23 protein-coding genes, 1 riboswitch and 1 other annotated feature are annotated in these 24,063 nt (G+C 45.8%); all 23 genes read left to right on the plus strand.

Annotation, left to right across the window (positions count from 1 at the left end; all coding sequences use genetic code 11):
- The first annotated feature begins 28 nt into the window (after window positions 1–28).
- The 23 genes from pgeF to sat all read left to right on the plus strand — a co-directional run bounded on the left by pgeF (window position 29) and on the right by sat (window position 24,051).
- A complete protein-coding gene (gene pgeF / locus NST56_RS08790; protein ID WP_168747752.1) occupies window positions 29–865 on the plus strand; it encodes a peptidoglycan editing factor PgeF in 837 nt (278 codons plus the stop codon).
- Between the two features lie 6 nt (window positions 866–871).
- Window positions 872–1,564, plus strand: a complete 693-nt coding sequence (locus NST56_RS08795; RefSeq protein ID WP_229148158.1) for a YggS family pyridoxal phosphate-dependent enzyme — start codon at window positions 872–874, stop codon at window positions 1,562–1,564.
- Window positions 1,561–2,013, plus strand: a complete 453-nt coding sequence (gene sepF / locus NST56_RS08800; RefSeq protein ID WP_024121333.1) for a cell division protein SepF — start codon at window positions 1,561–1,563, stop codon at window positions 2,011–2,013. The genes NST56_RS08795 and sepF overlap by 4 nt, the downstream gene beginning before the upstream one ends.
- 6 nt (window positions 2,014–2,019) lie before the next feature.
- Entirely contained in the window at window positions 2,020–2,292 is a 273-nt protein-coding gene (locus tag NST56_RS08805) for a YggT family protein (protein ID WP_010334177.1), read from the plus strand.
- A gap of 60 nt (window positions 2,293–2,352) precedes the next feature.
- Window positions 2,353–3,126: an RNA-binding protein gene (locus NST56_RS08810; RefSeq protein WP_268446241.1), complete on the plus strand. Its 774-nt coding sequence runs from the start codon at window positions 2,353–2,355 to the stop codon at window positions 3,124–3,126.
- Between the two features lie 94 nt (window positions 3,127–3,220).
- Window positions 3,221–3,715 carry a septum site-determining protein DivIVA gene (gene divIVA, locus NST56_RS08815; protein WP_010334179.1) on the plus strand — a complete coding sequence of 165 codons (495 nt, stop codon included), beginning with the start codon at window positions 3,221–3,223 and terminating at the stop codon, window positions 3,713–3,715.
- A 62-nt stretch (window positions 3,716–3,777) separates the two neighbouring features.
- Window positions 3,778–4,005, plus strand: a binding site (T-box leader).
- Window positions 4,006–4,056: 51 nt separating this feature from the next.
- A complete protein-coding gene (gene ileS, locus NST56_RS08820; RefSeq protein WP_326192131.1) occupies window positions 4,057–6,822 on the plus strand; it encodes an isoleucine--tRNA ligase in 2,766 nt (921 codons plus the stop codon).
- A gap of 141 nt (window positions 6,823–6,963) precedes the next feature.
- Window positions 6,964–7,338 carry a sporulation-related RNA polymerase-binding protein YlyA gene (ylyA, locus tag NST56_RS08825; protein WP_010334180.1) on the plus strand — a complete coding sequence of 125 codons (375 nt, stop codon included), beginning with the start codon at window positions 6,964–6,966 and terminating at the stop codon, window positions 7,336–7,338.
- A gap of 110 nt (window positions 7,339–7,448) precedes the next feature.
- The gene (gene lspA / locus NST56_RS08830) at window positions 7,449–7,913 is read left to right on the plus strand and encodes a signal peptidase II (RefSeq protein ID WP_010334181.1); all 465 of its coding nucleotides are present in this window, start codon (window positions 7,449–7,451) and stop codon (window positions 7,911–7,913) included.
- Between the two features lies 1 nt (window position 7,914).
- Window positions 7,915–8,826, plus strand: a complete 912-nt coding sequence (locus tag NST56_RS08835; protein WP_168747755.1) for an RluA family pseudouridine synthase — start codon at window positions 7,915–7,917, stop codon at window positions 8,824–8,826.
- A gap of 182 nt (window positions 8,827–9,008) precedes the next feature.
- Complete coding sequence (gene pyrR / locus NST56_RS08840; protein WP_024121338.1) at window positions 9,009–9,554, plus strand: bifunctional pyrimidine operon transcriptional regulator/uracil phosphoribosyltransferase; 546 nt, start codon at window positions 9,009–9,011, stop codon at window positions 9,552–9,554.
- Between the two features lie 175 nt (window positions 9,555–9,729).
- Window positions 9,730–11,037 (plus strand): uracil permease PyrP, encoded by a 1,308-nt coding sequence (gene pyrP / locus NST56_RS08845; protein WP_326227014.1) that lies wholly within the window; start codon window positions 9,730–9,732, stop codon window positions 11,035–11,037.
- Between the two features lie 146 nt (window positions 11,038–11,183).
- On the plus strand, window positions 11,184–12,098 hold the full coding sequence (locus NST56_RS08850) for an aspartate carbamoyltransferase catalytic subunit (protein WP_339181386.1): 915 nt from the start codon (window positions 11,184–11,186) through the stop codon (window positions 12,096–12,098).
- Complete coding sequence (locus NST56_RS08855) at window positions 12,082–13,368, plus strand: dihydroorotase (RefSeq protein WP_326227016.1); 1,287 nt, start codon at window positions 12,082–12,084, stop codon at window positions 13,366–13,368. The genes NST56_RS08850 and NST56_RS08855 overlap by 17 nt, the downstream gene beginning before the upstream one ends.
- Window positions 13,365–14,459, plus strand: coding sequence for a carbamoyl phosphate synthase small subunit (locus NST56_RS08860; RefSeq protein ID WP_268446235.1), 1,095 nt, complete (start codon window positions 13,365–13,367; stop codon window positions 14,457–14,459). Before NST56_RS08855 ends, NST56_RS08860 begins: the two co-directional genes overlap by 4 nt.
- On the plus strand, window positions 14,444–17,659 hold the full coding sequence (gene carB / locus NST56_RS08865) for a carbamoyl-phosphate synthase (glutamine-hydrolyzing) large subunit (RefSeq protein WP_339181392.1): 3,216 nt from the start codon (window positions 14,444–14,446) through the stop codon (window positions 17,657–17,659). The genes NST56_RS08860 and carB overlap by 16 nt, the downstream gene beginning before the upstream one ends.
- Window positions 17,656–18,426 (plus strand): dihydroorotate dehydrogenase electron transfer subunit, encoded by a 771-nt coding sequence (locus NST56_RS08870; RefSeq protein ID WP_326202288.1) that lies wholly within the window; start codon window positions 17,656–17,658, stop codon window positions 18,424–18,426. The genes carB and NST56_RS08870 overlap by 4 nt, the downstream gene beginning before the upstream one ends.
- Complete coding sequence (locus NST56_RS08875; protein WP_339181394.1) at window positions 18,426–19,361, plus strand: dihydroorotate dehydrogenase; 936 nt, start codon at window positions 18,426–18,428, stop codon at window positions 19,359–19,361. The genes NST56_RS08870 and NST56_RS08875 overlap by 1 nt, the downstream gene beginning before the upstream one ends.
- Window positions 19,330–20,049 (plus strand): orotidine-5'-phosphate decarboxylase, encoded by a 720-nt coding sequence (gene pyrF, locus NST56_RS08880; protein ID WP_010334190.1) that lies wholly within the window; start codon window positions 19,330–19,332, stop codon window positions 20,047–20,049. Before NST56_RS08875 ends, pyrF begins: the two co-directional genes overlap by 32 nt.
- The gene (pyrE, locus tag NST56_RS08885) at window positions 20,046–20,678 is read left to right on the plus strand and encodes an orotate phosphoribosyltransferase (RefSeq protein WP_286058561.1); all 633 of its coding nucleotides are present in this window, start codon (window positions 20,046–20,048) and stop codon (window positions 20,676–20,678) included. The genes pyrF and pyrE overlap by 4 nt, the downstream gene beginning before the upstream one ends.
- Before the next feature lie 134 nt (window positions 20,679–20,812).
- A riboswitch (SAM riboswitch) is annotated at window positions 20,813–20,918 on the plus strand.
- 158 nt (window positions 20,919–21,076) lie between these two features.
- Window positions 21,077–21,778: a phosphoadenylyl-sulfate reductase gene (locus NST56_RS08890; RefSeq protein WP_010334192.1), complete on the plus strand. Its 702-nt coding sequence runs from the start codon at window positions 21,077–21,079 to the stop codon at window positions 21,776–21,778.
- Window positions 21,779–21,789: 11 nt separating this feature from the next.
- Entirely contained in the window at window positions 21,790–22,854 is a 1,065-nt protein-coding gene (cysP, locus tag NST56_RS08895; RefSeq protein WP_268450135.1) for a sulfate permease, read from the plus strand.
- Between the two features lie 48 nt (window positions 22,855–22,902).
- Entirely contained in the window at window positions 22,903–24,051 is a 1,149-nt protein-coding gene (gene sat / locus NST56_RS08900) for a sulfate adenylyltransferase (protein WP_339181399.1), read from the plus strand.
- Window positions 24,052–24,063 lie beyond the last annotated feature (12 nt).

Raw genomic sequence — 24,063 nt, forward strand, 5'->3', positions numbered from 1 at the left:
TAAATGTTTGTCGAAAGGTTGGATCATCATGAATACATATCACCCATTCAGTCTCACCACCCCCTCGACACTCATGATACAAGACTGGAAACAAACGAATCAAAATCATGCAGAAATCATTGCCGGATTTACTACGAAAAACGGCGGTGTCAGTCAAAAACCTTTTGAGTCGTTAAATACAGGATTGCACGTTCATGACAAAGATGCAGATGTGGTTAAAAATCGTGAATATATAGCCGATATGTTTAATATTGATTTGCAGTCTTGGGTATTTGCTGACCAGACACACGACAATCGCGTCCAAAAAGTGACGCAGAGGGACAGGGGCAAAGGCGCCCGTGAGTATCAATCAGCTTTTAAAGCAACAGACGGGCTCTATACAAATGATAAAAATGTATTCCTGGCATTATGCTTTGCTGATTGTGTGCCTCTTTTCTTTTTCGATCCGGTGAAATCGCTTGTCGGGGTCGCTCATGCCGGATGGAAAGGCACGGTCAAACAGATTGGCAGAGAAATGGTGAAACAATGGACCGAACAGGAGGGCTCGAAGCTTTCTGATATATACGCTGTTGTCGGACCGTCTATCTGCGGTGCGTGCTATACCGTGGATGATCGTGTGATGAATGCTGTCCGCGCATTGCCGTTTTCAGCAGAGCGTGCCGTAAATCAGACGGGGCAGGGGCAGTATCAGCTTGATCTGAAAGAGCTGAATCGACTCATACTGATCGACAGCGGTTTGGCAAATGAGCAGATTTCTGTCAGCGGTTTATGTACGGAAAGTGAGCCGTCACTTTTCTTTTCCCACCGGCGCGATCAGGGGAAAACAGGACGGATGATGTCCTTTATCGGAATGAAGGAGGCATAAAAGATCTTGCGTGTTGTTGATCACTTACGACATATAAACGAACGAATAAACGAAGCATGTAACAGATCGGGCCGCAGCTCCGATGAAGTTACGGTTATTGCAGTCACAAAATATGTCTCGCCAGAAAGAGCACAGGAGGCGGTCGATGCGGGCATTACGTGCCTCGGAGAGAACCGGGACGCCGAGCTGCTTCGCAAACAGGAAATCATAAAAGGAAATGTGGAATGGCATTTTATCGGCAGCCTTCAATCAAGAAAAGTAAAAGCTGTCGTCAATTCTGTTTCCTATATTCACTCTCTGGACCGGCTTTCATTAGCGAAAGAAATTGAAAAACGGGCTGAAGGTGCTGTCCAATGCTTTGTGCAGGTCAATACCTCGCTTGAGCCCTCTAAACACGGCATGAAAAAAGAAGAAGTGATACCCTTCATACAGGAGCTTTCCGGCTTTGAACACATCGTTGTGGCCGGACTGATGACTATGGCTCCTCTGACTGATGACCAAGATCAGATCAGAAGCTGTTTCCGTGCGCTGAGAGAACTTCGTGATCAGGTTCAAGAGCTGAAACAGCCGAACGCTCCATGTACAGAACTGTCGATGGGCATGTCAAATGATTTTGAAATCGCGATTGAAGAAGGGGCTACTTATATTAGAATCGGCTCATCGTTAGTCGGAAATGAAACAGGGGGTGTACAGCAATGAGTATGAAAAATAAACTGAAAAACTTTTTCTCGATGGATGAAGAAGAATACGAATACGAATATATTGAAACTGAGCGGGATTCTCATGAGGAACAGGAACAAAAAGAAAAACCTGCTTATAATGCCGGTAAACCAGCAGCCAAACAGAACGTGGTAAGCTTGCAAAGTGTTCAGAAATCCTCTAAAGTGGTGTTGAGTGAGCCGCGCGTTTATGCGGAGGCGCAGGAAATAGCCGACCATCTGAAGAACAGGCGGGCAGTTGTCGTCAATCTTCAGCGGATACAGCATGACCAGGCGAAACGGATTGTTGACTTCTTAAGCGGAACCGTTTACGCCATTGGCGGCGATATCCAAAGAATTGGTTCAGATATTTTCCTATGCACGCCTGATAACGTAGATGTATCAGGCACAATTTCTGAGCTCATATCTGAAGACGATCAGAGGTGGTAAAGCGAGATGATCCTTTATCAAGTTTTTTCGGTTTTAAGCTTATTAATTACAATATACTCATTTGCCCTGATCATATATATTTTTATGTCATGGGTGCCGAGTACGAGGGAAACAGGAGTCGGACGTTTTTTAGCTTCGATCTGTGAACCATATCTCGAGCCATTCAGAAAAATTATCCCCCCAATTGCAATGCTGGATATTTCACCAATCGTAGCCATTCTCGTGTTGCGGTTTGCGACAACTGGCTTGTGGGGGCTTTATCGCATGATTGCCTTTTAAGGTGACAGTTTGATAGGGGCTTGGCTGCTGCCAAGCCTCTTTACATAGAAGGGAAAGACGATGAGCGATATTTATCAGCACTTCAGAAAAGACGAGCGTGCCTTTATCGATCAGGCGCTCGAATGGAAAAGAATTGTCCAGGAGCAGTACCGGATGAAGCTGACCGACTTTTTAGATCCCCGGGAACAGGTCATTCTCGCTGCTGTCACGGGACAGGCAGATGTAGGACTGGCTTTTTTCGGCGGCTATGGCAGAGCGGAGCGAAAACGGGCTATTTTATATCCTGAGTACATCAAGCCGGAAGAATCGGATTTTGAGCTTCAGGCGTTCGACGTCCGCTATGCTGAAAAATTTGTGACGGTCGATCACCGGTCTCTTCTTGGTTCATTAATGGGAATCGGCCTGAAGCGGCAAAAGTTTGGAGATTTAGTGTTTTCAGAGACGGCAGTGCAAATCATTGTCTCAGCTGAAACAGCCGATTTTGTTGCAGCTCAGCTTACCCAAGCCGGAAAAGCCGCGGTCAAGCTTGAGAAAATTGACTTGTCAGACCTTAAAATTCCCGCACTAGATGTCGAAATAAGAGATGATACCGTTTCTTCTTTAAGGCTTGACGCAGTCTGCGCCTCTATGAGCAGGCAATCACGCCAGAAATCACAAACGCTGGTGAAAAACGGTCTTGTAAAAGTGAACTGGAAGGTTGTTGAAGATCCTTCTTACCAGGTTGCTGAAGGGGACATGCTCTCTATCAGGGGCTTTGGCCGCTGCAGTCTGACAAAAATCGAAGGGAAAACCAAAAAAGACAAGTGGAGAGTCACGTTTGAACGACAAAAATAGTCGGTTTTTCAGTTTTTTTCTCCATCTGTGTGGAATTTGCTTTATAATGTGAACTAGATAACCGTACTGAAATGTAAAAAATGGAGGTGGCATCATGCCATTAACGCCGAATGATATTCACAATAAGACGTTTACAAAAAGTTTTCGCGGATATGATGAAGACGAGGTAAATGAATTTCTGAGCCAAGTCAGAAAAGATTACGAAATTGTTCTCCGTAAAAAAACAGAGCTTGAAGCGAAAGTGAATGAGCTAGATGAAAGAATCGGGCACTTTGCCAACATTGAAGAAACGCTGAATAAATCGATTCTGGTTGCCCAAGAAGCAGCTGAGGACGTAAAGCGCAATTCTCAAAAGGAAGCAAAGCTGATTGTTCGGGAAGCGGAGAAAAACGCTGACCGCATCATCAATGAGTCTTTATCGAAATCAAGAAAAATTGCAATGGAAATCGAAGAACTGAAAAAACAGTCTAAAGTGTTCAGAACACGTTTCCAAATGCTGATCGAAGCGCAGCTTGATCTTCTGAAAAATGATGATTGGGATCATCTGCTCGAATATGAAGTCGACGCTGTGTTTGAGGAAAAGGAATAAATTCTCTGATTACCTTGACATTTTCTTAGCTTGTCGAATATAATACGTTCATAAATTCAGATGAAAAGACGGTTGAAAGGGACAGTCATGTTTCCATCATGCCTTTATAGCGACCCGGAGATGGTGAAAGTCCGGGATGGCCGGAATCATGTAGATCAGCCCTTAAGTTTCCTTTCTGAACTCACAGTAGGTTAGGACGTTCATCACGTTACGATGCTCGAGAGGAAAAAGCGTAAGCCTGGCTTTTTCTAAAAGGGTGGTACCGCGAGATAAGCTTTCTCGTCCCTTATGGGATGAGAGGGCTTTTTTTATTTTCTGAAAAAATTGGTGGAGGAATGAAAATGGATTACAAAGACACGCTCTTAATGCCGAAAACAGATTTTCCGATGCGAGGCAATTTGCCAAACCGTGAGCCTGACATGCAAAAGAAATGGGAGGAGCAGGATATCTACAGTCTAGTACAGGAACGGACGAAGGACCGCCCGAAATTTGTTTTACATGACGGACCTCCGTACGCAAACGGCGATATCCACATGGGCCACGCACTTAACAAAATTTTAAAGGACTTCATCGTCCGCTACAAATCAATGAGCGGGTACAACGCACCATATGTACCGGGCTGGGATACACATGGATTGCCGATTGAAACAGCTCTTACAAAAAACAAAAAAGTGAACCGCAAAGAAATGTCAGTAGCTGAATTCCGCAAGCTATGTGAAGAATATGCATGGAAGCAAATTGAGGGTCAGCGTGAGCAATTCAAGCGTCTTGGAGTCCGCGGCGACTGGGAAAATCCATATGTGACACTGAAACCGGAATATGAAGCACAGCAAATCCGCGTTTTCGGTGAGATGGCAAAACGAGGCTACATTTATAAAGGCCTTAAACCGGTTAACTGGTCACCTTCAAGTGAGTCTGCTTTAGCTGAAGCGGAAATTGAATATCAAGACAAACGCTCAGCATCTATTTACGTTGCGTTTGGCGTGAAAGACGGAAAAGGCGTGCTTGAAAACGGCGAGCGCATCATCATTTGGACAACAACGCCTTGGACGATCCCTGCAAACCTCGGCATTTCGGTGCATCCTGATCTAGAATACAGCGTGATTGCTGTTGGTGATGATCGCTTTGTTGTAGCAAGTGCACTGGTTGAAGCTGTAGCTTCTGCATGCGGCTTTGAGCAGTATGAAGTGACAAGAACGATCAAAGGCAAAGATCTCGAAAATATTATCGCTGAACATCCGTTATACGGCAGAGATTCACTCGTTATGCTTGGCGATCACGTGACAACTGACGCCGGAACAGGCTGTGTTCATACAGCACCGGGACATGGGGAAGATGACTTTATCATCGGCCAAAAATACGGCTTAGACGTACTTTGTCCAGTTGATGAAAAAGGTGTGATGACAAGCGAAGCTCCTGGCTTTGAAGGTATGTTCTATGATGATGCAAACAAAGCGATCACTCAGCAGCTCGAAGAAAAGGGCGCGCTCGTAAAGCTTGAATTCATTACACATTCCTATCCGCACGACTGGAGAACAAAGAAACCAACCATTTTCAGAGCAACTGCGCAATGGTTTGCGTCTATTAAAGATTTCAGATCAGACCTGCTGGATGCCATTAAAGAAACAAAATGGGTTCCTGAATGGGGCGAGCAGCGCTTGCACAATATGGTGCGCGACCGCGGCGACTGGTGTATTTCCAGACAGCGTGCATGGGGTGTGCCGATTCCGGTATTTTATGCTGAAAACGGTGAGCCAATCATCACAGATGAAACGATTGAGCACGTTTCAGAATTGTTTAGAAAACATGGCTCTAACATTTGGTTTGAAAAAGAAGCGAAGGATCTTCTTCCGGAAGGCTTTACGCATCCTGGTAGCCCGAACGGCACATTTACAAAAGAACAGGACATCATGGATGTTTGGTTTGATTCTGGTTCTTCCCACCAAGCGGTGCTTGAAGAGCGCGAGGATCTCGTTCGGCCAGCTGATTTATACCTTGAAGGCTCTGACCAATACCGGGGCTGGTTTAACTCATCTCTATCAACAGCAGTAGCCGTAACAGGAAAAGCGCCATATAAAGGTGTGCTCAGCCATGGATTTGCACTAGATGGAGAAGGACGCAAAATGAGTAAATCCATCGGTAACGTTGTGGTTCCAGCAAAAGTTATGAAACAGCTTGGCGCCGACATTTTGAGATTATGGGTGTCTTCTGTTGACTACCAGGCGGATGTTCGCGTGTCTGATGCGATTCTGAAGCAGGTTGCTGAAGTATACCGTAAAATCCGCAACACGTTCCGTTTCCTTCACGGCAACCTATTCGATTTTGATCCAAAAACAAATGCGGTGGCTGTGGAAGATCTTCGTGAAGTCGATCAGTATATGCTGATTAAGCTAAACAAACTGATTGATAAAGTGAAAAAAGCGTATGACGAGTACGAATTTGCGGTTGTGTATCACAGCATCCACAATTTCTGTACAATTGAATTAAGCTCATTCTATCTGGATTTCGCTAAGGATATTGTATACATTGAGCATGCGGATCATCCGGATAGACGCAGCATGCAGACTGTATTCTATGAAACGCTGCTGGCATTAGTGAAGCTTACAGCACCGATTCTGCCTCATACTGCTGACGAATTGTGGTCTCACTTAACATTTGTTGACGAGCAAAGCGTTCAGCTGACAGATATGCCGGAAACGATTGCGGTTCCAAACAGCGAAGCCACAGAAGATAAGTTTGACCGTTTTATGTCTCTTCGTGATGATGTGCTAAAAGCGTTAGAAACAGCGCGAAATGAAAAAATCATCGGTAAATCATTGGAAGCAAGCCTGAAGTTGTATCCGAATAAAGAGAACAAAGAGCTATTAGCTTCTATTAAAGAAAATCTTTCTCAGCTGTTTATTGTTTCTGAATTAACCATCAGTGAAGAAAATGAAGCGCCAAACGATGCGCAAAGCTTTGAGACAGGGAAAATCGCTGTCGAGAAAGCTGAAGGCGAAATGTGTGAGAGATCCCGTGTGATTTCTAAAGATGTAGGTGCAAACCCGAAATATCCTACACTGTCACTGCGCAACGCTGAAATTGTTGAAAAGTATTATCAGAATTAATGAAAGAGCCCGGCGCACAAGCTGGGCTTTTTTGTGCCAAGAGTGACATCGTTTAGAATGGCAGGAAAAATCTTATGGGCTTTAGATCATCATTCACAGGTAACAATATAGGTATTACGTTAAGAGCAGGAGTTGTGATGAATGAATGATCAACTGACCGCAATTTATACGGAACTTCTTCTGATGAAAGAAGAATTACAGTCGAGATTATTTGAGTATTCTTGCTTTCAGGTTTCAACAAGCCCGCAGGCAGCAATCAATCATAAACAAAAAGCAACTCTGATCTATCATATTAAAGAAGAGCTTCAGGACGTTCTTCTCGCATTGTCGAAAATTGAGGACGGCACATTCGGATACTGTGAAGAAACTGGGTCTCCCATTCCTCTTTCAAAGCTGGCGGTGCTGCCGACAGCGCGAACAGCAAACGATTTTCTGTATTCAGTCCAATTTGAAAAAAAAACGCTTCCTCTGTGGAAATCAACTGATATTGAGTATGATCAGGCGCTGTATGAATAACAGCGCCTTCCCAATTAAGTCTGTACAGAGGCTGATATTTCTTTACTCCTGTGCTTTTTATTGATAAAATGCATAATGGATTAAAGTAACCGTACAATGGAGGAACGTTTGTGCTGTATTACGTTATCGCACTACTTATTATCGCAGCTGATCAACTGACAAAATGGCTTGTCGTCAAGAACATGGAACTTGGACAAAGCATACCGATCATTGATCAGGTATTCTATATCACCTCCCATCGCAATACGGGTGCGGCGTGGGGGATATTAGCCGGTCAGATGTGGTTTTTTTACCTCATCACAACTGCAGTCATTATTGGTATTGTTTATTACATACAGCGATATACGAAAGGGCAAAAGCTTCTTGGTGTTTCCCTTGGACTCATGCTTGGCGGCGCCATCGGCAATTTTATCGACCGGGCTGTCAGACAGGAAGTGGTGGATTTTATCCATGTCATTATCGTCAATTACAATTACCCGATCTTTAATATCGCGGACTCTTCATTATGTGTCGGCGTAATGCTTTTATTTATACAAATGCTGTTGGACAGCGGGAAAAAGAAGAAGGAGCAATAGAATGAATCAATTTGACATAACCGCTTCAGAAGAACAAAAAAGTGAGCGGATTGATAAATTTCTTGCATCGACTGAAAATGGTTGGTCGAGAACCCAGGTTCAGCAATGGGTGAAGGACGGACAAGTTGTCGTAAACGGAAGCCCGGTGAAAGCGAATTATAAAATTCAGCCGGGTGATCAGGTGACCGTCACTGTACCTGAGCCGGAAGCACTCGACGTGCTGGCAGAACCGATGGATCTGGATATATACTATGAAGATCAAGATGTGCTGGTTGTCAATAAACCTCGCGGAATGGTTGTGCACCCAGCACCCGGGCATCTTACGGGCACACTTGTAAACGGCCTTATGGCTCATTGCACGGATCTTTCCGGAATAAATGGCGTGATGCGTCCGGGGATCGTTCACAGGATCGATAAGGATACGTCCGGATTATTAATGGTGGCGAAAAATGATATGGCACATGAGTCTCTCGTGAACCAATTGGTCAACAAAACGGTCACGCGGAAATATACGGCGGTTGTCCACGGAATTATTTCTCATGATGACGGTACAATTGATGCGCCGATCGGGCGGGATAAGAAAGACCGGCAAAGCATGACCGTAACACGTGATGGCAAAAACGCCGTCACTCATTTTCATGTTCTTGACCGCTTCCAGGAGTTTACGCTTGTAGAATGCCAGCTTGAAACAGGAAGAACGCATCAAATCCGTGTTCATATGAAGTATATCGGCTTCCCGTTAGCGGGAGATCCGAAATACGGGCCGAGAAAAACGATCGATTTTAACGGACAAGCGCTTCATGCCGGAATTTTAGGTTTTCAGCATCCTCGCACTGACGAATATATCGAATTTGAGGCACCGCTTCCTGAGGATATGTCTGCTTTAATCGAAAATCTGAGAAAAACCCGTTGACAGGACGTCTCTTTTCTGAAATAATAAACGAAGCTGAATAGATTCTTTAAAACAGTCCAGAGAGGCTGAGAAGGATAACGGATTGACGGGATACGTGTATATGCACGCACCTTGTCCTAAACCCCTCTCTGCCAATGGCAAGAGGGGTTTTTTCTTCTAAATGAACTGTGAGGTGTCACATAATGAATCAAAAAGCTGTCATTCTCGACGAACAGGCAATCAGACGTGCGCTGACCAGAATTGCTCACGAAATGATAGAACGCAATAAAGGGATGAACAACTGCATCCTTGTCGGCATCAAGACAAGAGGCATTTATTTAGCAAAACGCCTCGCCGAACGGATAGAACAGATTGAAGGAAATCCTGTAACGGTTGGAGAAATTGATATTACCCTTTACAGAGATGATCTATCCAAAAAAACGAGCAATGAAGAACCGCTTGTGAAAGGTGCAGATATACCGGTAGACATCACAGATCAAAAAGTAATTGTCGTAGATGATGTTCTTTACACAGGGAGAACGGTCAGAGCCGCTATGGACGCCCTTGTCGATGTAGGCAGGCCTTCCTCAATTCAACTGGCTGTGCTTGTTGACAGAGGACACAGAGAACTGCCGATCCGAGCAGATTACATCGGGAAAAACATTCCGACTTCAAAAGCTGAAAAGGTTATGGTGCAGCTTGATGAGGTTGACAAAAACGATCTCGTCGCCATTTATGAAAATGAATAATGTATCACCTTTTTAAACGCAATCCAGAGAGGTTGCAAAGAGGTGCACAGCGAAGCCCCGAAAGTATGCGGCCGGTCTTTGTATGCCTCTTTGCGTAAAAATAGCAAAGAGGTTTTTTTATACAGTTATTAAGTCATCCTAATATGAAAAGTCATCAATCAGGGGGAAAATCATCATGAGTAAGAAAAAAGTTAATTTAGGAGTCAGGGAAATCCCGAAACCTTTCTCTTGGGTTTCGTTCAGCCTGCAGCATTTATTCGCGATGTTTGGCTCAACGATTTTGGTTCCGAAGCTGGTCGGAATGAGTCCTGCAGTTGCATTGGTGACGAGCGGTATCGGAACACTTGCTTACCTTCTGATCACGAAAGGACAAATACCAGCGTACCTCGGTTCATCCTTTGCCTTTATTTCTCCGATCATCTTGGTAAAAGCGACCGGCGGACCGGGAGCAGCAATGGTTGGTGCGTTTCTGGCAGGGCTTGTGTACGGGCTGATTGCCTTGCTGATCAGACAGCTCGGAACAGGCTGGCTGATGAAGCTTCTCCCGCCTGTCGTCGTAGGTCCGGTTATTATCGTCATTGGATTGGGTCTGGCAGGTACAGCGGTAAATATGGCCATGTATGCTGATCCGAATGCAAGTGAGCTGGTTTACAGCTTAAAACATTTCAGTGTTGCAGGTGTCACTTTAGCGATCACGATCATTTGCGCGATTTTCTTGCGAGGATTCTTAAGCTTAATCCCGGTCTTGATCGGGATCATTGGCGGATACTTGTTTGCCCTGATTCAAGGAATTGTCAACTTCCAGCCGGTGCTTGACGCGAAATGGTTTGCTATCCCTGAATTCATCATCCCGTTCAAAGATTATACGCCGTCAGTGACACTTGGCATTGCCGCAGCAATGGTCCCTGTCGCATTTGTTACCATGTCAGAGCATATTGGCCACCAGATGGTGCTGAGCAAAGTTGTCGGACAAGACTTCATTAAAAAACCGGGTCTCCATCGCTCAATAATGGGCGACAGCGCGGCCACAATCCTTGCTTCCTTGATTGGCGGCCCGCCTACAACCACTTATGGAGAAAACATTGGCGTACTGGCCATTACGAGAGTGTTCAGCGTCTTTGTTATCGGAGGCGCAGCAGTGATTGCCCTTTGTTTCGGCTTCATCGGCAAAATATCTGCGCTTATCAGTTCAGTCCCGTCAGCGGTTATGGGAGGCGTTTCCTTCCTGCTGTTCGGCATCATCGCTTCCAGCGGTTTGAGAATGCTGATTGACAACAAAATTGATTATGAAAATAACAGAAACCTCATCATCACATCAGTCATCCTTGTAATCGGCGTAGGCGGCGCATTTATTCAGGTGTCTGAAGGAGGATTCCAAGTGTCAGGCATGGCGCTTGCGGCAATTGTAGGTGTCATCTTAAACCTGATTCTTCCGCAAGTGAAGGAAGAGCAGGCAGACACATCCGAACAACATCATATCTAAACCTTTTAATGAAAGTCCAGAGAGGCTTGGAAGGGTTATAAAGAGAAGAAAGCTTCACGCTGCTCCTCTATTTAACCGTACCCCGAGTCTATCCAAGACCGGGGTTTTTTTCAGCCTTAAAAAGTTGAAATGAGAGGGGAAAGAAAATGAAGCATTTAACGACGATGAGTGAACTCAGCACTGGGGAAATCAAAGATTTGCTTCAAACTGCGCAAGACCTCAAAAACGGAAAAACAGACCATCAGCTGCCAGGGAAATTTGCAGCGAATCTGTTTTTTGAACCAAGCACCAGAACACGATTCAGCTTTGAGGTAGCTGAAAAGAAACTGGGCATGAATGTCCTGAATCTCGACGGAACAAGCACAAGTGTACAAAAAGGTGAAACCTTATATGACACAATCCGAACGCTCGAATCAATCGGTGTTGACGCGTGTGTTATCAGGCACAGTGAGGATGAGTACTACAAAGAGCTTGTCGGACATGTAAATATCCCGATTCTGAATGCAGGCGATGGGTGCGGTCAGCATCCGACACAATCATTGCTTGATTTAATGACAATCAATGAAGAATTCAACACGTTCAAAGGCCTTACCGTCTCCATTCACGGCGACATTAAGCACAGCAGGGTCGCAAGATCTAATGCTGAAGTGTTGACAAGACTCGGTGCCCGCGTTCTGTTTTCCGGTCCGCCGGAATGGCAGGATGAAGAAAATACGTTTGGCGCGTATGTCTCAATGGAAGAAGCAGTAGAGACTTCGGATGTTGTCATGCTGCTCCGTATTCAAAATGAAAGACATCAGTCAGCTGTCAGCCAGGAAGGCTATTTAAATGAATTCGGCTTGACTGTAGAACGGGCTGAACGTATGAAGCAGGATGCGATTATTATGCACCCCGCCCCTGTGAATAGAGGAGTGGAGATTGATCACAGCTTAGTAGAAAGCGAAAAATCAAGAATCTTCAAACAAATGCAAAATGGTGTATTCATCAGAATGGCAGTGTTACAGCGAGCCTTACAAACCAATGCGAAAAGAGGAGAAGCAGCGTATGTCATATCTCATTAAAAACGGCTGGATACTTAACAAAAATGGTGAAAAAACAGAACAGGATATTCGAGTGACAGGAGAGGTCATCTCCGAAATCGGCAAGCTTGATGCAGCAGATGGAGAAACGGTTATTGATGCGAAAGGATTGCTCGTTTCACCGGGGTTTGTTGACCTCCATGTACACTTTAGAGAGCCTGGCGGAGAGAAAAAAGAAACCATTGAAACTGGTGCAAAAGCAGCGGCGCGCGGCGGTTATACAACCGTAGCGGCCATGCCGAATACACGGCCGGTTCCTGATACGAAGGAGCAGATGGAATGGGTGCAAAAGCGCATTAAAGACACATCATGTGTCAGAGTCCTTCCTTATGCATCTATTACGATCAGACAAATTGGTGATGAGATGACAAACTTTGAAGCATTAAAGGAAGCTGGGGCATTTGCATTTACAGATGACGGCGTCGGTATACAGACAGCAGGAATGATGTATGAAGCAATGAAACGCGCAGCCGCGATAGACAAAGCGATTGTTGCACATTGCGAGGACAACTCCTTAATTTATGGAGGAAGCGTACATGAGGGGACATTCTCCAAAGCAAACGGGCTCAACGGCATTCCTTCTGTGTGTGAATCGGTTCATATTGCACGCGACGTGCTGCTGGCTGAGGCGGCAAACTGCCATTATCATGTATGCCATATCAGCACGAAAGAGTCTGTCAGGGTCGTACGCGATGCGAAAAAAGCGGGAATCAGAGTGACAGCAGAAGTATCACCGCATCATTTGCTGCTTTGTGATGAGGACATTCCGGGGCTGGACACAAACTATAAAATGAACCCGCCGCTGCGCGGTGCGGAAGATAGAGAAGCACTGATTGAAGGGCTTTTGGACGGAACGATCGATTTTATAGCAACCGACCATGCGCCGCATACAGAAGAAGAGAAAAACACAGAAATGAAGCTGGCGCCGTTCGGTATTGTCGGTTTGGAAACAGCGTTCCCGCTTCTTTACACACATTTTGTCAAAAACGGCAGCTGGACGCTGAAACAGCTGATCGATTATATGACAATCAAGCCGTGCCAAGCGTTTGGTCTCCCATATGGAACACTGAAACCGGGACAAGCAGCTGACATCACATTAATCGATTTGGAAAGAGAAGCAGTGATAGACAAAGAAACATTCTTATCTAAAGGTAAAAACACACCATTTAACGGCCTCAGCTGCAACGGCTGGCCAGTCGCTACAATTGCAGCAGGAACGCTTGCTTATGAAGAAGGGAGACTTGTGAAATGAAAAGACGATTAGTACTGGAAAACGGAGCGGTATTTGAGGGCAAAGCCTTCGGGAGCTTGGAGCACAGCATGGGGGAAGTCGTTTTCAATACCGGTATGACTGGTTATCAGGAAATTTTGTCAGACCCTTCTTATTGCGGGCAGATTGTTACGTTAACATATCCGCTTATCGGAAATTACGGCATTAACCGTGATGACTTTGAATCCATTACGCCTTTTGTTAAAGGATTGATTGTAAAAGAATTATGTGAACTGCCTTCCAACTGGCGTTCAGCGTACACATTGGATGAGTATTTAAAAATGAAAAACATTCCGGGACTGCAAGGAATTGATACAAGAAAGCTGACGAGAATGATCCGCACGGCCGGCGCGCTAAAAGGAACGTTTGCCTCACCTGATGAAGATATCGAATCGGTACTGAAAAGACTGAACGAAACTGAACTGCCGAGAAATCAAGTATCCCAAGTGTCAGCCAAAACAGCATACCCTAGCCCGGGAAGAGGTAAACGCATTGTCCTGGTGGACTTTGGCATGAAGCACGGCATTTTAAGAGAGCTGAACAAACGGAAATGCGATGTCATCGTTGTGCCTTACAACGTAACAGCAGAAGAAGTCCTTCAGCTGAAGCCAGACGGCATCATGCTTTCTAACGGACCTGGAGACCCGAAAGATGTGCCTGAAGCAATTGAAATGATAAAAGGTGTTCTTGGAAAAGTGCCATTATTCGGAATTTGTCTCGGCCACCAGTTATTTGCGCTGGCGTGCGGAGCCAATACTGAGAAAATGAAATTCGGTCACAGGGGCTCCAACCATCCGGTAAAAGAGCTTGCAACCGGAAAAGTTGCCTTAACATCACAAAACCATGGCTATACAGTTTCATCTATCAATGAAACAGAGCTTGAAGTCACACACATCGCGATAAACGACGATACGATTGAAGGGCTGCAACACAAAACACTGCCGGCATTTACGGTTCAATATCATCCAGAAGCATCACCTGGTCCTGAGGACGCTAATCATCTATTTGACAGATTTATCGAAATGATTGAAACAACGGAGAAAGAAGGGGAAGCGGTATGCCAAAACGCGTAGACATTAACAAAATTTTAGTAATCGGGTCAGGACCAATCATCATCGGCCAAGCAGCTGAATTTGATTATGCGGGAACGCAAGCCTGCCTTGCATTAAAAGAAGAAGGCTATGAGGTCATTCTTGTCAACTCAAACCCTGCAACGATCATGACCGATACAGAAATGGCTGACCGGGTTTACATCGAACCGCTGACACCTGAATTTCTGACGCGGATCATCAGAAAAGAGCGTCCTGACGCCATTCTTCCTACACTCGGCGGTCAAACCGGCTTGAATCTTGCGGTTGAGCTTTCTGAGCGAGGTGTGTTGGAGGAGTGCGGCGTTGAGGTGCTCGGCACAAAGCTGTCTGCAATCCAGCAGGCTGAGGACCGTGACTTGTTCAGAACATTAATGAATGAGCTGAATGAACCCGTCCCTGAAAGTGAGATCATTCACTCGCTAGAAGAAGCCGAGAATTTCGTCAGCCAAATCGGATTTCCTGTCATTGTCCGCCCTGCATATACATTAGGCGGCACAGGCGGAGGGATTTGCTCCACTGAAGCCGAGCTGAAAGAAATTGTTGAGAATGGATTAAAATTAAGCCCGGTGCACCAATGTTTGCTTGAAAAAAGCATTGCCGGCTATAAAGAAATCGAATACGAAGTTATGAGGGACAGCCGAGATCATGCGATTGTCGTTTGTAACATGGAGAACATTGATCCGGTAGGAATCCATACAGGAGACAGTATTGTCGTCGCACCGAGCCAAACGCTCAGCGACCGTGAATATCAGCTCCTCCGGAATGTATCTTTAAAACTGATCCGTGCGCTTGGAATTGAAGGGGGATGTAACGTACAGCTCGCTTTAGATCCAGACAGCTTCCAATACTACATCATTGAAGTGAACCCGCGTGTCAGCCGTTCATCTGCCCTTGCATCAAAAGCGACAGGCTATCCGATTGCAAAGCTCGCAGCTAAAATCGCCGTCGGCCTTTCACTAGACGAAATGATGAATCCGGTGACAGGGAAGACATACGCTGCATTTGAACCAGCGCTGGACTATGTTGTATCTAAAATACCTCGCTGGCCGTTTGATAAGTTTGAATCAGCAAACAGAAGGCTCGGCACCCAGATGAAAGCGACGGGAGAGGTGATGGCGATTGGCCGCACGCTTGAAGAATCGCTGCTGAAAGCTGTGCGTTCACTGGAAGCTGATGTGTATCATCTTGAATTAAAAGATGCCGCCGATATACCTGATGAGCTTCTCGAGAAGCGGATTAAAAAAGCCGGAGACGAGCGTTTATTCTACCTGGCTGAAGCGTACAGAAGGGGCTACACAGTTGAGCAGCTTCATGAATTCTCTGCCATCGACCTCTTTTTCCTGCATAAGCTGTTCGGAATCGTTCAGTTTGAAAAAGAGCTGAAATCAAATGCGGGCGATACGGATGTGCTGAGACAGGCAAAAGAACTCGGATTTTCTGATAAGTACATCAGCCGCGAGTGGAAAATGAAAGAATCTGAGCTTTACAGCTTGAGAAAACAAGCGGGAATTGCACCGGTATTTAAAATGGTAGATACGTGCGCGGCGGAATTCGAATCAGAAACGCCATACTTCTACAGCACATATGAAGAAGAAAATGAATCTGTTGTTACAGATAAGAAAAGCGTGATCGTACTTGGCTCCGGCCCGATTCGAATCGGACAGGGGGTTGAATTTGACTACGCTACGGTTCACTCCGTGTGGGCAATTAAACAAGCAGGCTATGAGGCAATTATCGTCAATAATAACCCGGAAACCGTGTCGACCGATTTCAGTATCTCAGACAAGCTGTACTTTGAACCGCTTACGATCGAAGATGTCATGCATATCATTGACCTCGAACAGCCGATGGGCGTTGTCGTGCAATTTGGCGGACAAACTGCAATCAACCTTGCTGACGAACTTTCTGCACGCGGAGTCAAAATCCTTGGAACGTCATTAGAAGATTTAGACCGTGCGGAAGACCGGGATAAGTTTGAACAGGCGCTGGAAGAACTTCAAGTGCCGCAGCCGCTTGGCAAAACTGCGACATCGGTTGATCAGGCGGTAAACATCGCAAGCAACATCGGCTATCCGGTACTGGTGCGCCCTTCATATGTGCTTGGAGGACGGGCGATGGAAATTGTCTATCATGAGGAAGAGCTGCTCCATTACATGAAAAACGCAGTCAAAATCAATCCGCAGCATCCAGTCTTAATTGACAGATATCTGACTGGGAAAGAAATCGAAGTGGATGCGGTGTCTGACGGCCAAACCGTTGTCATTCCGGGAATCATGGAACACATTGAGCGTGCGGGCGTGCACTCTGGAGACTCTATCGCGGTCTATCCGCCGCAGTCCCTGACGGAGGACATTAAAGAAAAAATTGAACAATATACGATCGCACTTGCGAAAGGGCTGAATATTGTCGGCTTGCTCAACATCCAATTCGTCCTGTCACAAGGTGAAGTATACGTGCTTGAAGTCAATCCGAGATCAAGCAGAACGGTGCCGTTCTTAAGCAAGATCACGGGCATTCCGATGGCGAACCTCGCGACAAAAGTCATTCTCGGGCAAAAGCTGGCTGAGTTTGGCTACAATGAAGGCCTGCAGCCTGAACAACAGGGTGTATTTGTAAAAGCACCGGTCTTCTCCTTCGCGAAGCTGAGAAGAGTGGACATTACGTTAGGGCCTGAAATGAAATCAACAGGTGAGGTCATGGGGAAAGATTCCACCCTTGAAAAGGCGCTCTATAAAGCCCTGATAGCTTCAGGCATTCAAATCCCTAACTACGGTTCCGTGCTTTTAACAGTGGCTGATAAGGACAAAGAAGAAGGGCTTGCCATCGCTAAACGATTCCATGCGATCGGGTATAACATTTTAGCGACCGAAGGAACGGCGGGGTATCTCAAGGAAGCATCAATTCCAGCGAAGGTCGTCGGAAAAATCGGCCAGGACGGCCCGAATTTGCTTGATGTGATCAGAAATGGGGAGGCCCAGTTTGTCATCAATACGCTGACAAAAGGAAAGCAGCCGGCAAGAGACGGATTTAGAATCAGACGTGAATCAGTAGAAAACGGTGTTGCCTGCTTAACATCTTTAGATACGGCAGAAGCGATTTTGCGGGTGCTGGAAAGCATGACGTTCCGTGCCGATCAAATGCCGGCAGTCAACTCAAATCAGGAGGCGGCAATCACTATATGAAAAAAGCGTATTTGACGGTGTGTGCTAACCAGCAAATTGCAGACCGGGTGTATCAAATGGTCCTAAAAGGGGAGCTTGTCCAAGGGTTTACTGTCCCAGGACAGTTCCTTCACCTGAAAGTGAGCGAAGCGGTTACGCCTCTTTTGCGAAGACCAATCAGCATTGCTGATGTTAACCTTGGAAAAAATGAAGTCACCATGATTTATCGAGTAGATGGGGAAGGAACAAGACTCTTGTCGCTGAAGCAGAAGGGAGATCTCGTGGATGTCCTCGGGCCTTTGGGCAATGGCTTTCCAGTAGATGAAGTCCAACCCGGAAAGACGGCTTTGCTGGTAGGGGGCGGTGTAGGAGTGCCGCCTCTCCAAGAACTGTCGAAACGTTTAAAGGAAAAAGGCGTAAAGGTCATACACGTTTTAGGATTCCAATCGGCAAAGGATGTTTTTTACGAAAAAGAATGCCGACAGTATGGCGATACGTATGTGGCAACAGCTGACGGAAGCTACGGGGAAACCGGGTTTGTCACAGATGTCATCAAACAGAAAAGTCTTGAATTTGATATCCTCCTCAGCTGCGGGCCGACACCGATGCTAAAGGCGCTCAAACAAGAATACGCCCACAAAGAGGTTTACATTTCCATGGAAGAACGAATGGGCTGCGGTATCGGTGCATGCTTCGCTTGCGTGTGCCATACAAACGAAAGTGAGACAGCTTATGTAAAGGTATGTCTTGACGGGCCTGTATTTAAAGCTCAGGAGGTGGCGCTGTAATGCTAGAGGTGAAATTGCCGGGGCTGGATTTGAAAAATCCGATCATTCCCGCATCAGGCTGCTTCGGTTTTGGAAAAGAATTTGCGCGTTTTTATGATTTGTCTTGTCTAGGAGCAATCATGATCAAAGCTACGACAAAGGAGCCCCGCTTCGGGAATCCGACGCCTAGGGTAGCTGAGACTGGCGCTGGAATGCTCAATGCGATCGGTTTGCAAAATCCAGGTCTGGAAAGCGTCATAGAAAATGAGCTGCCATGGCTTGAACAATTTGATACGCCTATTATTGCCAATGTCGCCGGCTCGCAGGTCGAGGATTATGTTGAAGTGGCAGAGCATATCAGTAAAGCGCCTAATGTACACGCACTTGAACTGAATATTTCCTGTCCGAACGTCAAAACAGGCGGAATTGCTTTTGGCACAAATCCTGCCATGGCTGCTGATTTAACGAAAGCGGTTAAAGAAGTGTCAGATGTGCCTGTATATGTGAAGCTATCTCCGAATGTGGCAAACATCACAGAAATTGCAGTAGCGATCGAAGAGGCTGGTGCGGATGGTCTAACGATGATCAACACATTAATCGGCATGAGGCTCGATTTAAAATCAGGTAAGCCGATATTAGCCAATAAAACAGGAGGGCTTTCGGGTCCTGCTGTAAAGCCTGTTGCCATCCGCATGGTGTATGAGGTCAGCCAGGCTGTCAGCATTCCGATTATTGGGATGGGAGGCATTCAGACAGCCGAAGACGCATTGGAATTTCTTCTGGCTGGAGCAAGTGCGGTCGCTGTCGGAACAGCAAATTTCGTGAATCCTTTCGCATGCCCTGACATCATTGAACAGCTCCCTGCTGTTTTACGCCAATACGGCTATGAATCTGTTGAAGAATGCATCGGAAGGAGCTGGAATCATGAAAAACAACCTGCCCATCATCGCGCTTGATTTTGCATCAGCTGAAGAAACACTGTCGTTTTTAGCGCCTTTTCACAAAGAACCATTATTTGTGAAGGTCGGGATGGAGCTTTTTTATCAAGAAGGCCCGGCCATCATTGCACAATTAAAAGAAAGAAACTGTGAGATCTTTTTAGATTTGAAGCTCCATGACATACCGACCACAGTAAATAAAGCAATGAAGCGTCTTGCCTGCCTCGGAGTCGATCTTGTCAATGTTCACGCAGCCGGAGGCAAAAAAATGATGGAAGCAGCCCTGGAAGGCTTAGAGGAAGGCACGCCGGCAGGAAAAAAACGTCCGTCACTTATTGCGGTAACCCAGCTGACAAGCACTTCTGAACAAATGGTGAAGGAGGAGCTGCTCATCAGAAAGCCTCTCATTGACACGGTAGTGCACTACAGCAAACTGGCGGAGAATAGCGGACTTGATGGAGTGGTGTGCTCCGTCCATGAAGCAAAAGCCATTTACGAAGCAGTGTCGCCGTCGTTTCTGACGGTGACCCCGGGTATCCGTATGTCAGCAGACACTGCGAATGATCAAGTGCGTGTCGCAACGCCTTCTATAGCAAGAGAAAAAGGGTCATCAGCCATTGTTGTAGGACGCTCTATTACAAAAGCTGCAAATCCGCTGAAAGCCTATGAAGCTGTCAAACTCGAATGGGAGGGAATCAAACAATGAAACAAATCATCGCAAAACATCTATTAGACATTCAAGCTGTATTTTTACGCCCAAACGATCCGTTTACATGGGCGAGCGGCATTTTATCGCCAATTTACTGTGACAATCGCCTTACCCTTTCTTTCCCAGAGGTAAGAAATGATGTTGCTGCAGGCATCAGCAAGCTTATCCAGGAGCATTTCCCGGAAGCTGAGATGATCGCAGGAACAGCGACAGCAGGTATCCCTCATGCGGCATTGGCGGCTGACCGTTTGAACCTGCCGATGTGTTATGTGAGAAGCAAACCAAAAGCACACGGAAAAGGCAATCAAATTGAGGGTGCCGTTCAAAAAGGCCAAAAAACAGTTGTCATTGAAGATTTAATTTCCACAGGGGGCAGCGTACTCGAAGCTGCAGCAGCTCTAAAAGCCGCTGGCTGTGAAGTGCTTGGTGTAGTATCAATCTTTACGTACGGACTTCCTAAAGCGCAGGAAGCGTTTGCTGAGGCTGATCTTCCATACTACTCGTTAACTGATTATGACACACTGACAGAGGTTGCACTTGAAAATGGAAATATTCATACAGACGACCTGAAGAAGCTGCAAACATGGAAAATGAATCCCGAGTCAAAAGATTGGTTTAAAAATTAAAAAATAAATTGAAGAGCTTTAATGCCTTGCCACGATTGAAAACAGGCCTTTGGGTCTGTTTTTTTATTAATCCTATAAAAAAACTCGGGTTGACTTATGTTAGAATTGTGCTAAAATTTACTACAAATCTGAAAAACTTATCAAGAGCGGCTGAGGGACTGGTCCTATGAAGCCCGGCAACCTGCACAATGTGTAAGGTGCTACTTCCAGCAAAATGTATTCCATTTTGAAAGATAAGGGCTACATGCAGTTCCTGTCTTTCTTTCCGCCGGATTGAAAGTTTTTTATTTTAAGAGGGGCTGTTTACGGAGAAAACAGCAGCCGCATCACATTACAATGGGAAAAGACAACCGGCAGAAAGCTACTGTTTGTTTGTCTCCGAAAGGAGGAAAGAAGAAATGTTAACGTACGATAATTGGGAAGAACCAACGATTACATTTCCAGAGGACGATCCTTATAAAGGGGCGCTGTCAGTTTTAAAATGGGCTTACGGCCATTACGGCAATCAGCTTGTTTATGCCTGCAGTTTCGGAATTGAAGGAATCGTTCTGATTGACTTAATCTATAAAGTGAAAAAAGACGCAGAGATTGTATTTCTCGATACAGGGCTTCATTTTAAAGAAACCTATGAAACGATAGAACGCGTCAAGGAGCGCTATCCCGGCCTTCATATCATCCTGAAGAAACCGAACCTTACTCTTGAGGAACAGGCAGAAGAACACGGTGATAAACTGTGGGAAAGAGAGCCGAATCAATGCTGCTATCTCAGAAAGATCGTTCCTTTAAGAGAGGCGCTTTCCGGCCACCCGGCATGGCTTTCCGGCCTGCGCCGCGATCAAGGGCCAAGCCGTGCCAATACGAATTTTTTGAACAAAGATGAGAAATTCAAATCAGTAAAAGTTTGCCCGCTTATCCATTGGACTTGGAAAGACATCTGGAGATACACTTCTCGAAATGAGCTGGACTACAATCCGCTCCACGACCAAGGGTATCCAAGTATTGGCTGCGCGCCTTGTACGTCACCTGCATTTACTGCAGAGGACTTGCGCTCAGGAAGATGGAACGGTATGGCGAAAACAGAATGCGGACTGCATGAATAAGGAGCTGCAAAATGGAATTAGCCGCTATTTTATTTAGCTTGTTTTTTGCAGTGAATATTGGCGCAAGCGGCGCTGCAGCTTCAATGGGAGTTGCTTACGGATCTGGGGCCATCAAAAAGAAAACCTACGCTTTGATCATATGCGCCGTTGGTGTGCTGGCCGGGGCTGTCATTGGCGGGGGCGAAGTTGTGAAAACCATCAGCTCTGGGATTATCCCCGAACAGACGATTACACTGACGATTGTTTGCATCATTATCGGGGCTGCTGCGCTGTCGCTATTTACAGCTAATCTGCTCGGCATTCCTTTATCGACAAGTGAAGTGACGGTCGGGGCAGTTGTCGGCGTGGGCGTGGCGTACAAAGTGTTGTTTGTAAACAATCTTCTGATTATTGTTTCATTTTGGATTTTCGTTCCGCTGTTCGCTTTCGGTTTCACATTTTTTGTAGCAAAGCTGTTTCGTTATTTTAAGATTGAAATTACGTCTTCCCGAAAACAAAACGTCCTTGGCATCCTTTTGCTATGCGCTGGTTTTTTTGAAGCGTTCTCTGCGGGCATGAATAATGTGGCGAATGCCGTTGGCCCGTTAGTGGCTGCCGGCGTACTGGATGTAGAGAAAGGAACCCTGTATGGGGGAGCTTTTGTAGCTCTGGGCGCACTGATATTAGGCCGCAGGGTATTAGAAACAAACGGGAAGAAAATTACAAGGTTTTCAAAAGGAGAAGGCATTCTCCTATCCGGAACAGGAGCAGGACTGGTGATTATCAGTTCTATATTTGGAATGCCAGTACCCTTGGCGCAAGTAACGTCATCGTCTATTATCGGAATAGGCATGGCGAAAAACGGCCCAAACGTATTTCATAAACAGGTCGTTCAAACGATGCTGAAAGTATGGATCGTGTCGCCGTTTTTATCTTTATCCATCTCTTATTTGCTTGTCTCTATGTTTTTAAAGGCGGATTATTATTCAATCTTTATCATGGTAAGTGTGCTTTTAGCTGCAGGCGGTGCCGTCAGCCTGACAAAAGCCATTCGTAAAGAGAGACGCTCTGTCCACGATCAAGGCGGGGGAATTTAACTATTAATCTGAGTTATTTTATCTGTTAACTAGGAGGAAATGAATATTATGAGTTTAGCACCACATGGAGGAAAACTGGTAAACCGAGTAAATGAGTCATATGATGTAAGCGGCATTCAGAAAGAAATTGAACTTGATTTGATTTCTTTTGCTGACCTGGAATTGATCGGAATCGGCGGATACAGCCCGATCGAAGGCTTCTTTAATGAGAAGGATTACGTATCTGTTGTTGAAAACATGCGTCTTGCTTCCGGTGTTGTATGGTCTCTTCCGATCACGCTGCCGGTAGATGCACAAAAAGCAGCCGAACTGTCAGTCGGCGAAACAGTAAAATTAACGTATGACGGAGAAACATACGGCGTTATCCAAATCGAAGACTTATACGTGCCTGACAAACAAAAAGAAGCTGTTAACGTGTATAAAACAGATGATCAGGCTCATCCGGGTGTGAAAAAGCTGTTCAGCCGCGGCGATACATATATCGGCGGTCCTATCACATTGATTAAAAAAGCTTCTAAACAATTCCCTGAGTTTACATTTGAACCGGCGGAAACAAGACGCCAGTTTGAAGAAAAAGGCTGGGAAACAATTGTCGGTTTCCAAACAAGAAATCCTGTTCACAGAGCGCATGAATATATTCAAAAAACGGCTCTTGAGACAGTGGACGGTTTGTTTTTAAATCCGCTTGTCGGCGAAACAAAATCTGATGACATCCCGGCTGATGTCCGGATGGAAAGCTATCAAGTGCTTCTTGACAACTATTACCCGAAAGACCGTGTCTTCCTTGGTGTTTTCTTGGCTGCAATGCGTTATGCCGGTCCGAGAGAAGCGATTTTCCATGCACTTGTCAGAAAAAACTACGGCTGCACACATTTCATTGTCGGCCGCGATCACGCCGGTGTCGGTGACTATTACGGCACGTACGAAGCCCAGGAGCTGTTTGACACATTTAAATCAGAAGAACTCGGCATTACACCGCTGAAATTCGAGCACAGCTTCTTCTGCGAAAAATGCGGAAATATGGGAACGGCAAAAACGTGCCCGCATGGCAGAGAGCATCACGTGATTTTATCAGGCACCAAGGTGAGAGGGATGCTGAGAGACGGTGTGTTGCCGCCTGCAGAATTCAGCCGCGCAGAAGTTGTAGAAGTGTTAATTAAAGGCATGAAGAAAAAAGAAGAAGCAGGCGTTTCTTAAGGAGGACTGGCA

The sequence above is a fragment of the Bacillus sp. FSL R5-0560 genome (genome assembly GCF_037966305.1).
GTDB lineage: Bacteria > Bacillota > Bacilli > Bacillales > Bacillaceae > Bacillus > Bacillus mojavensis.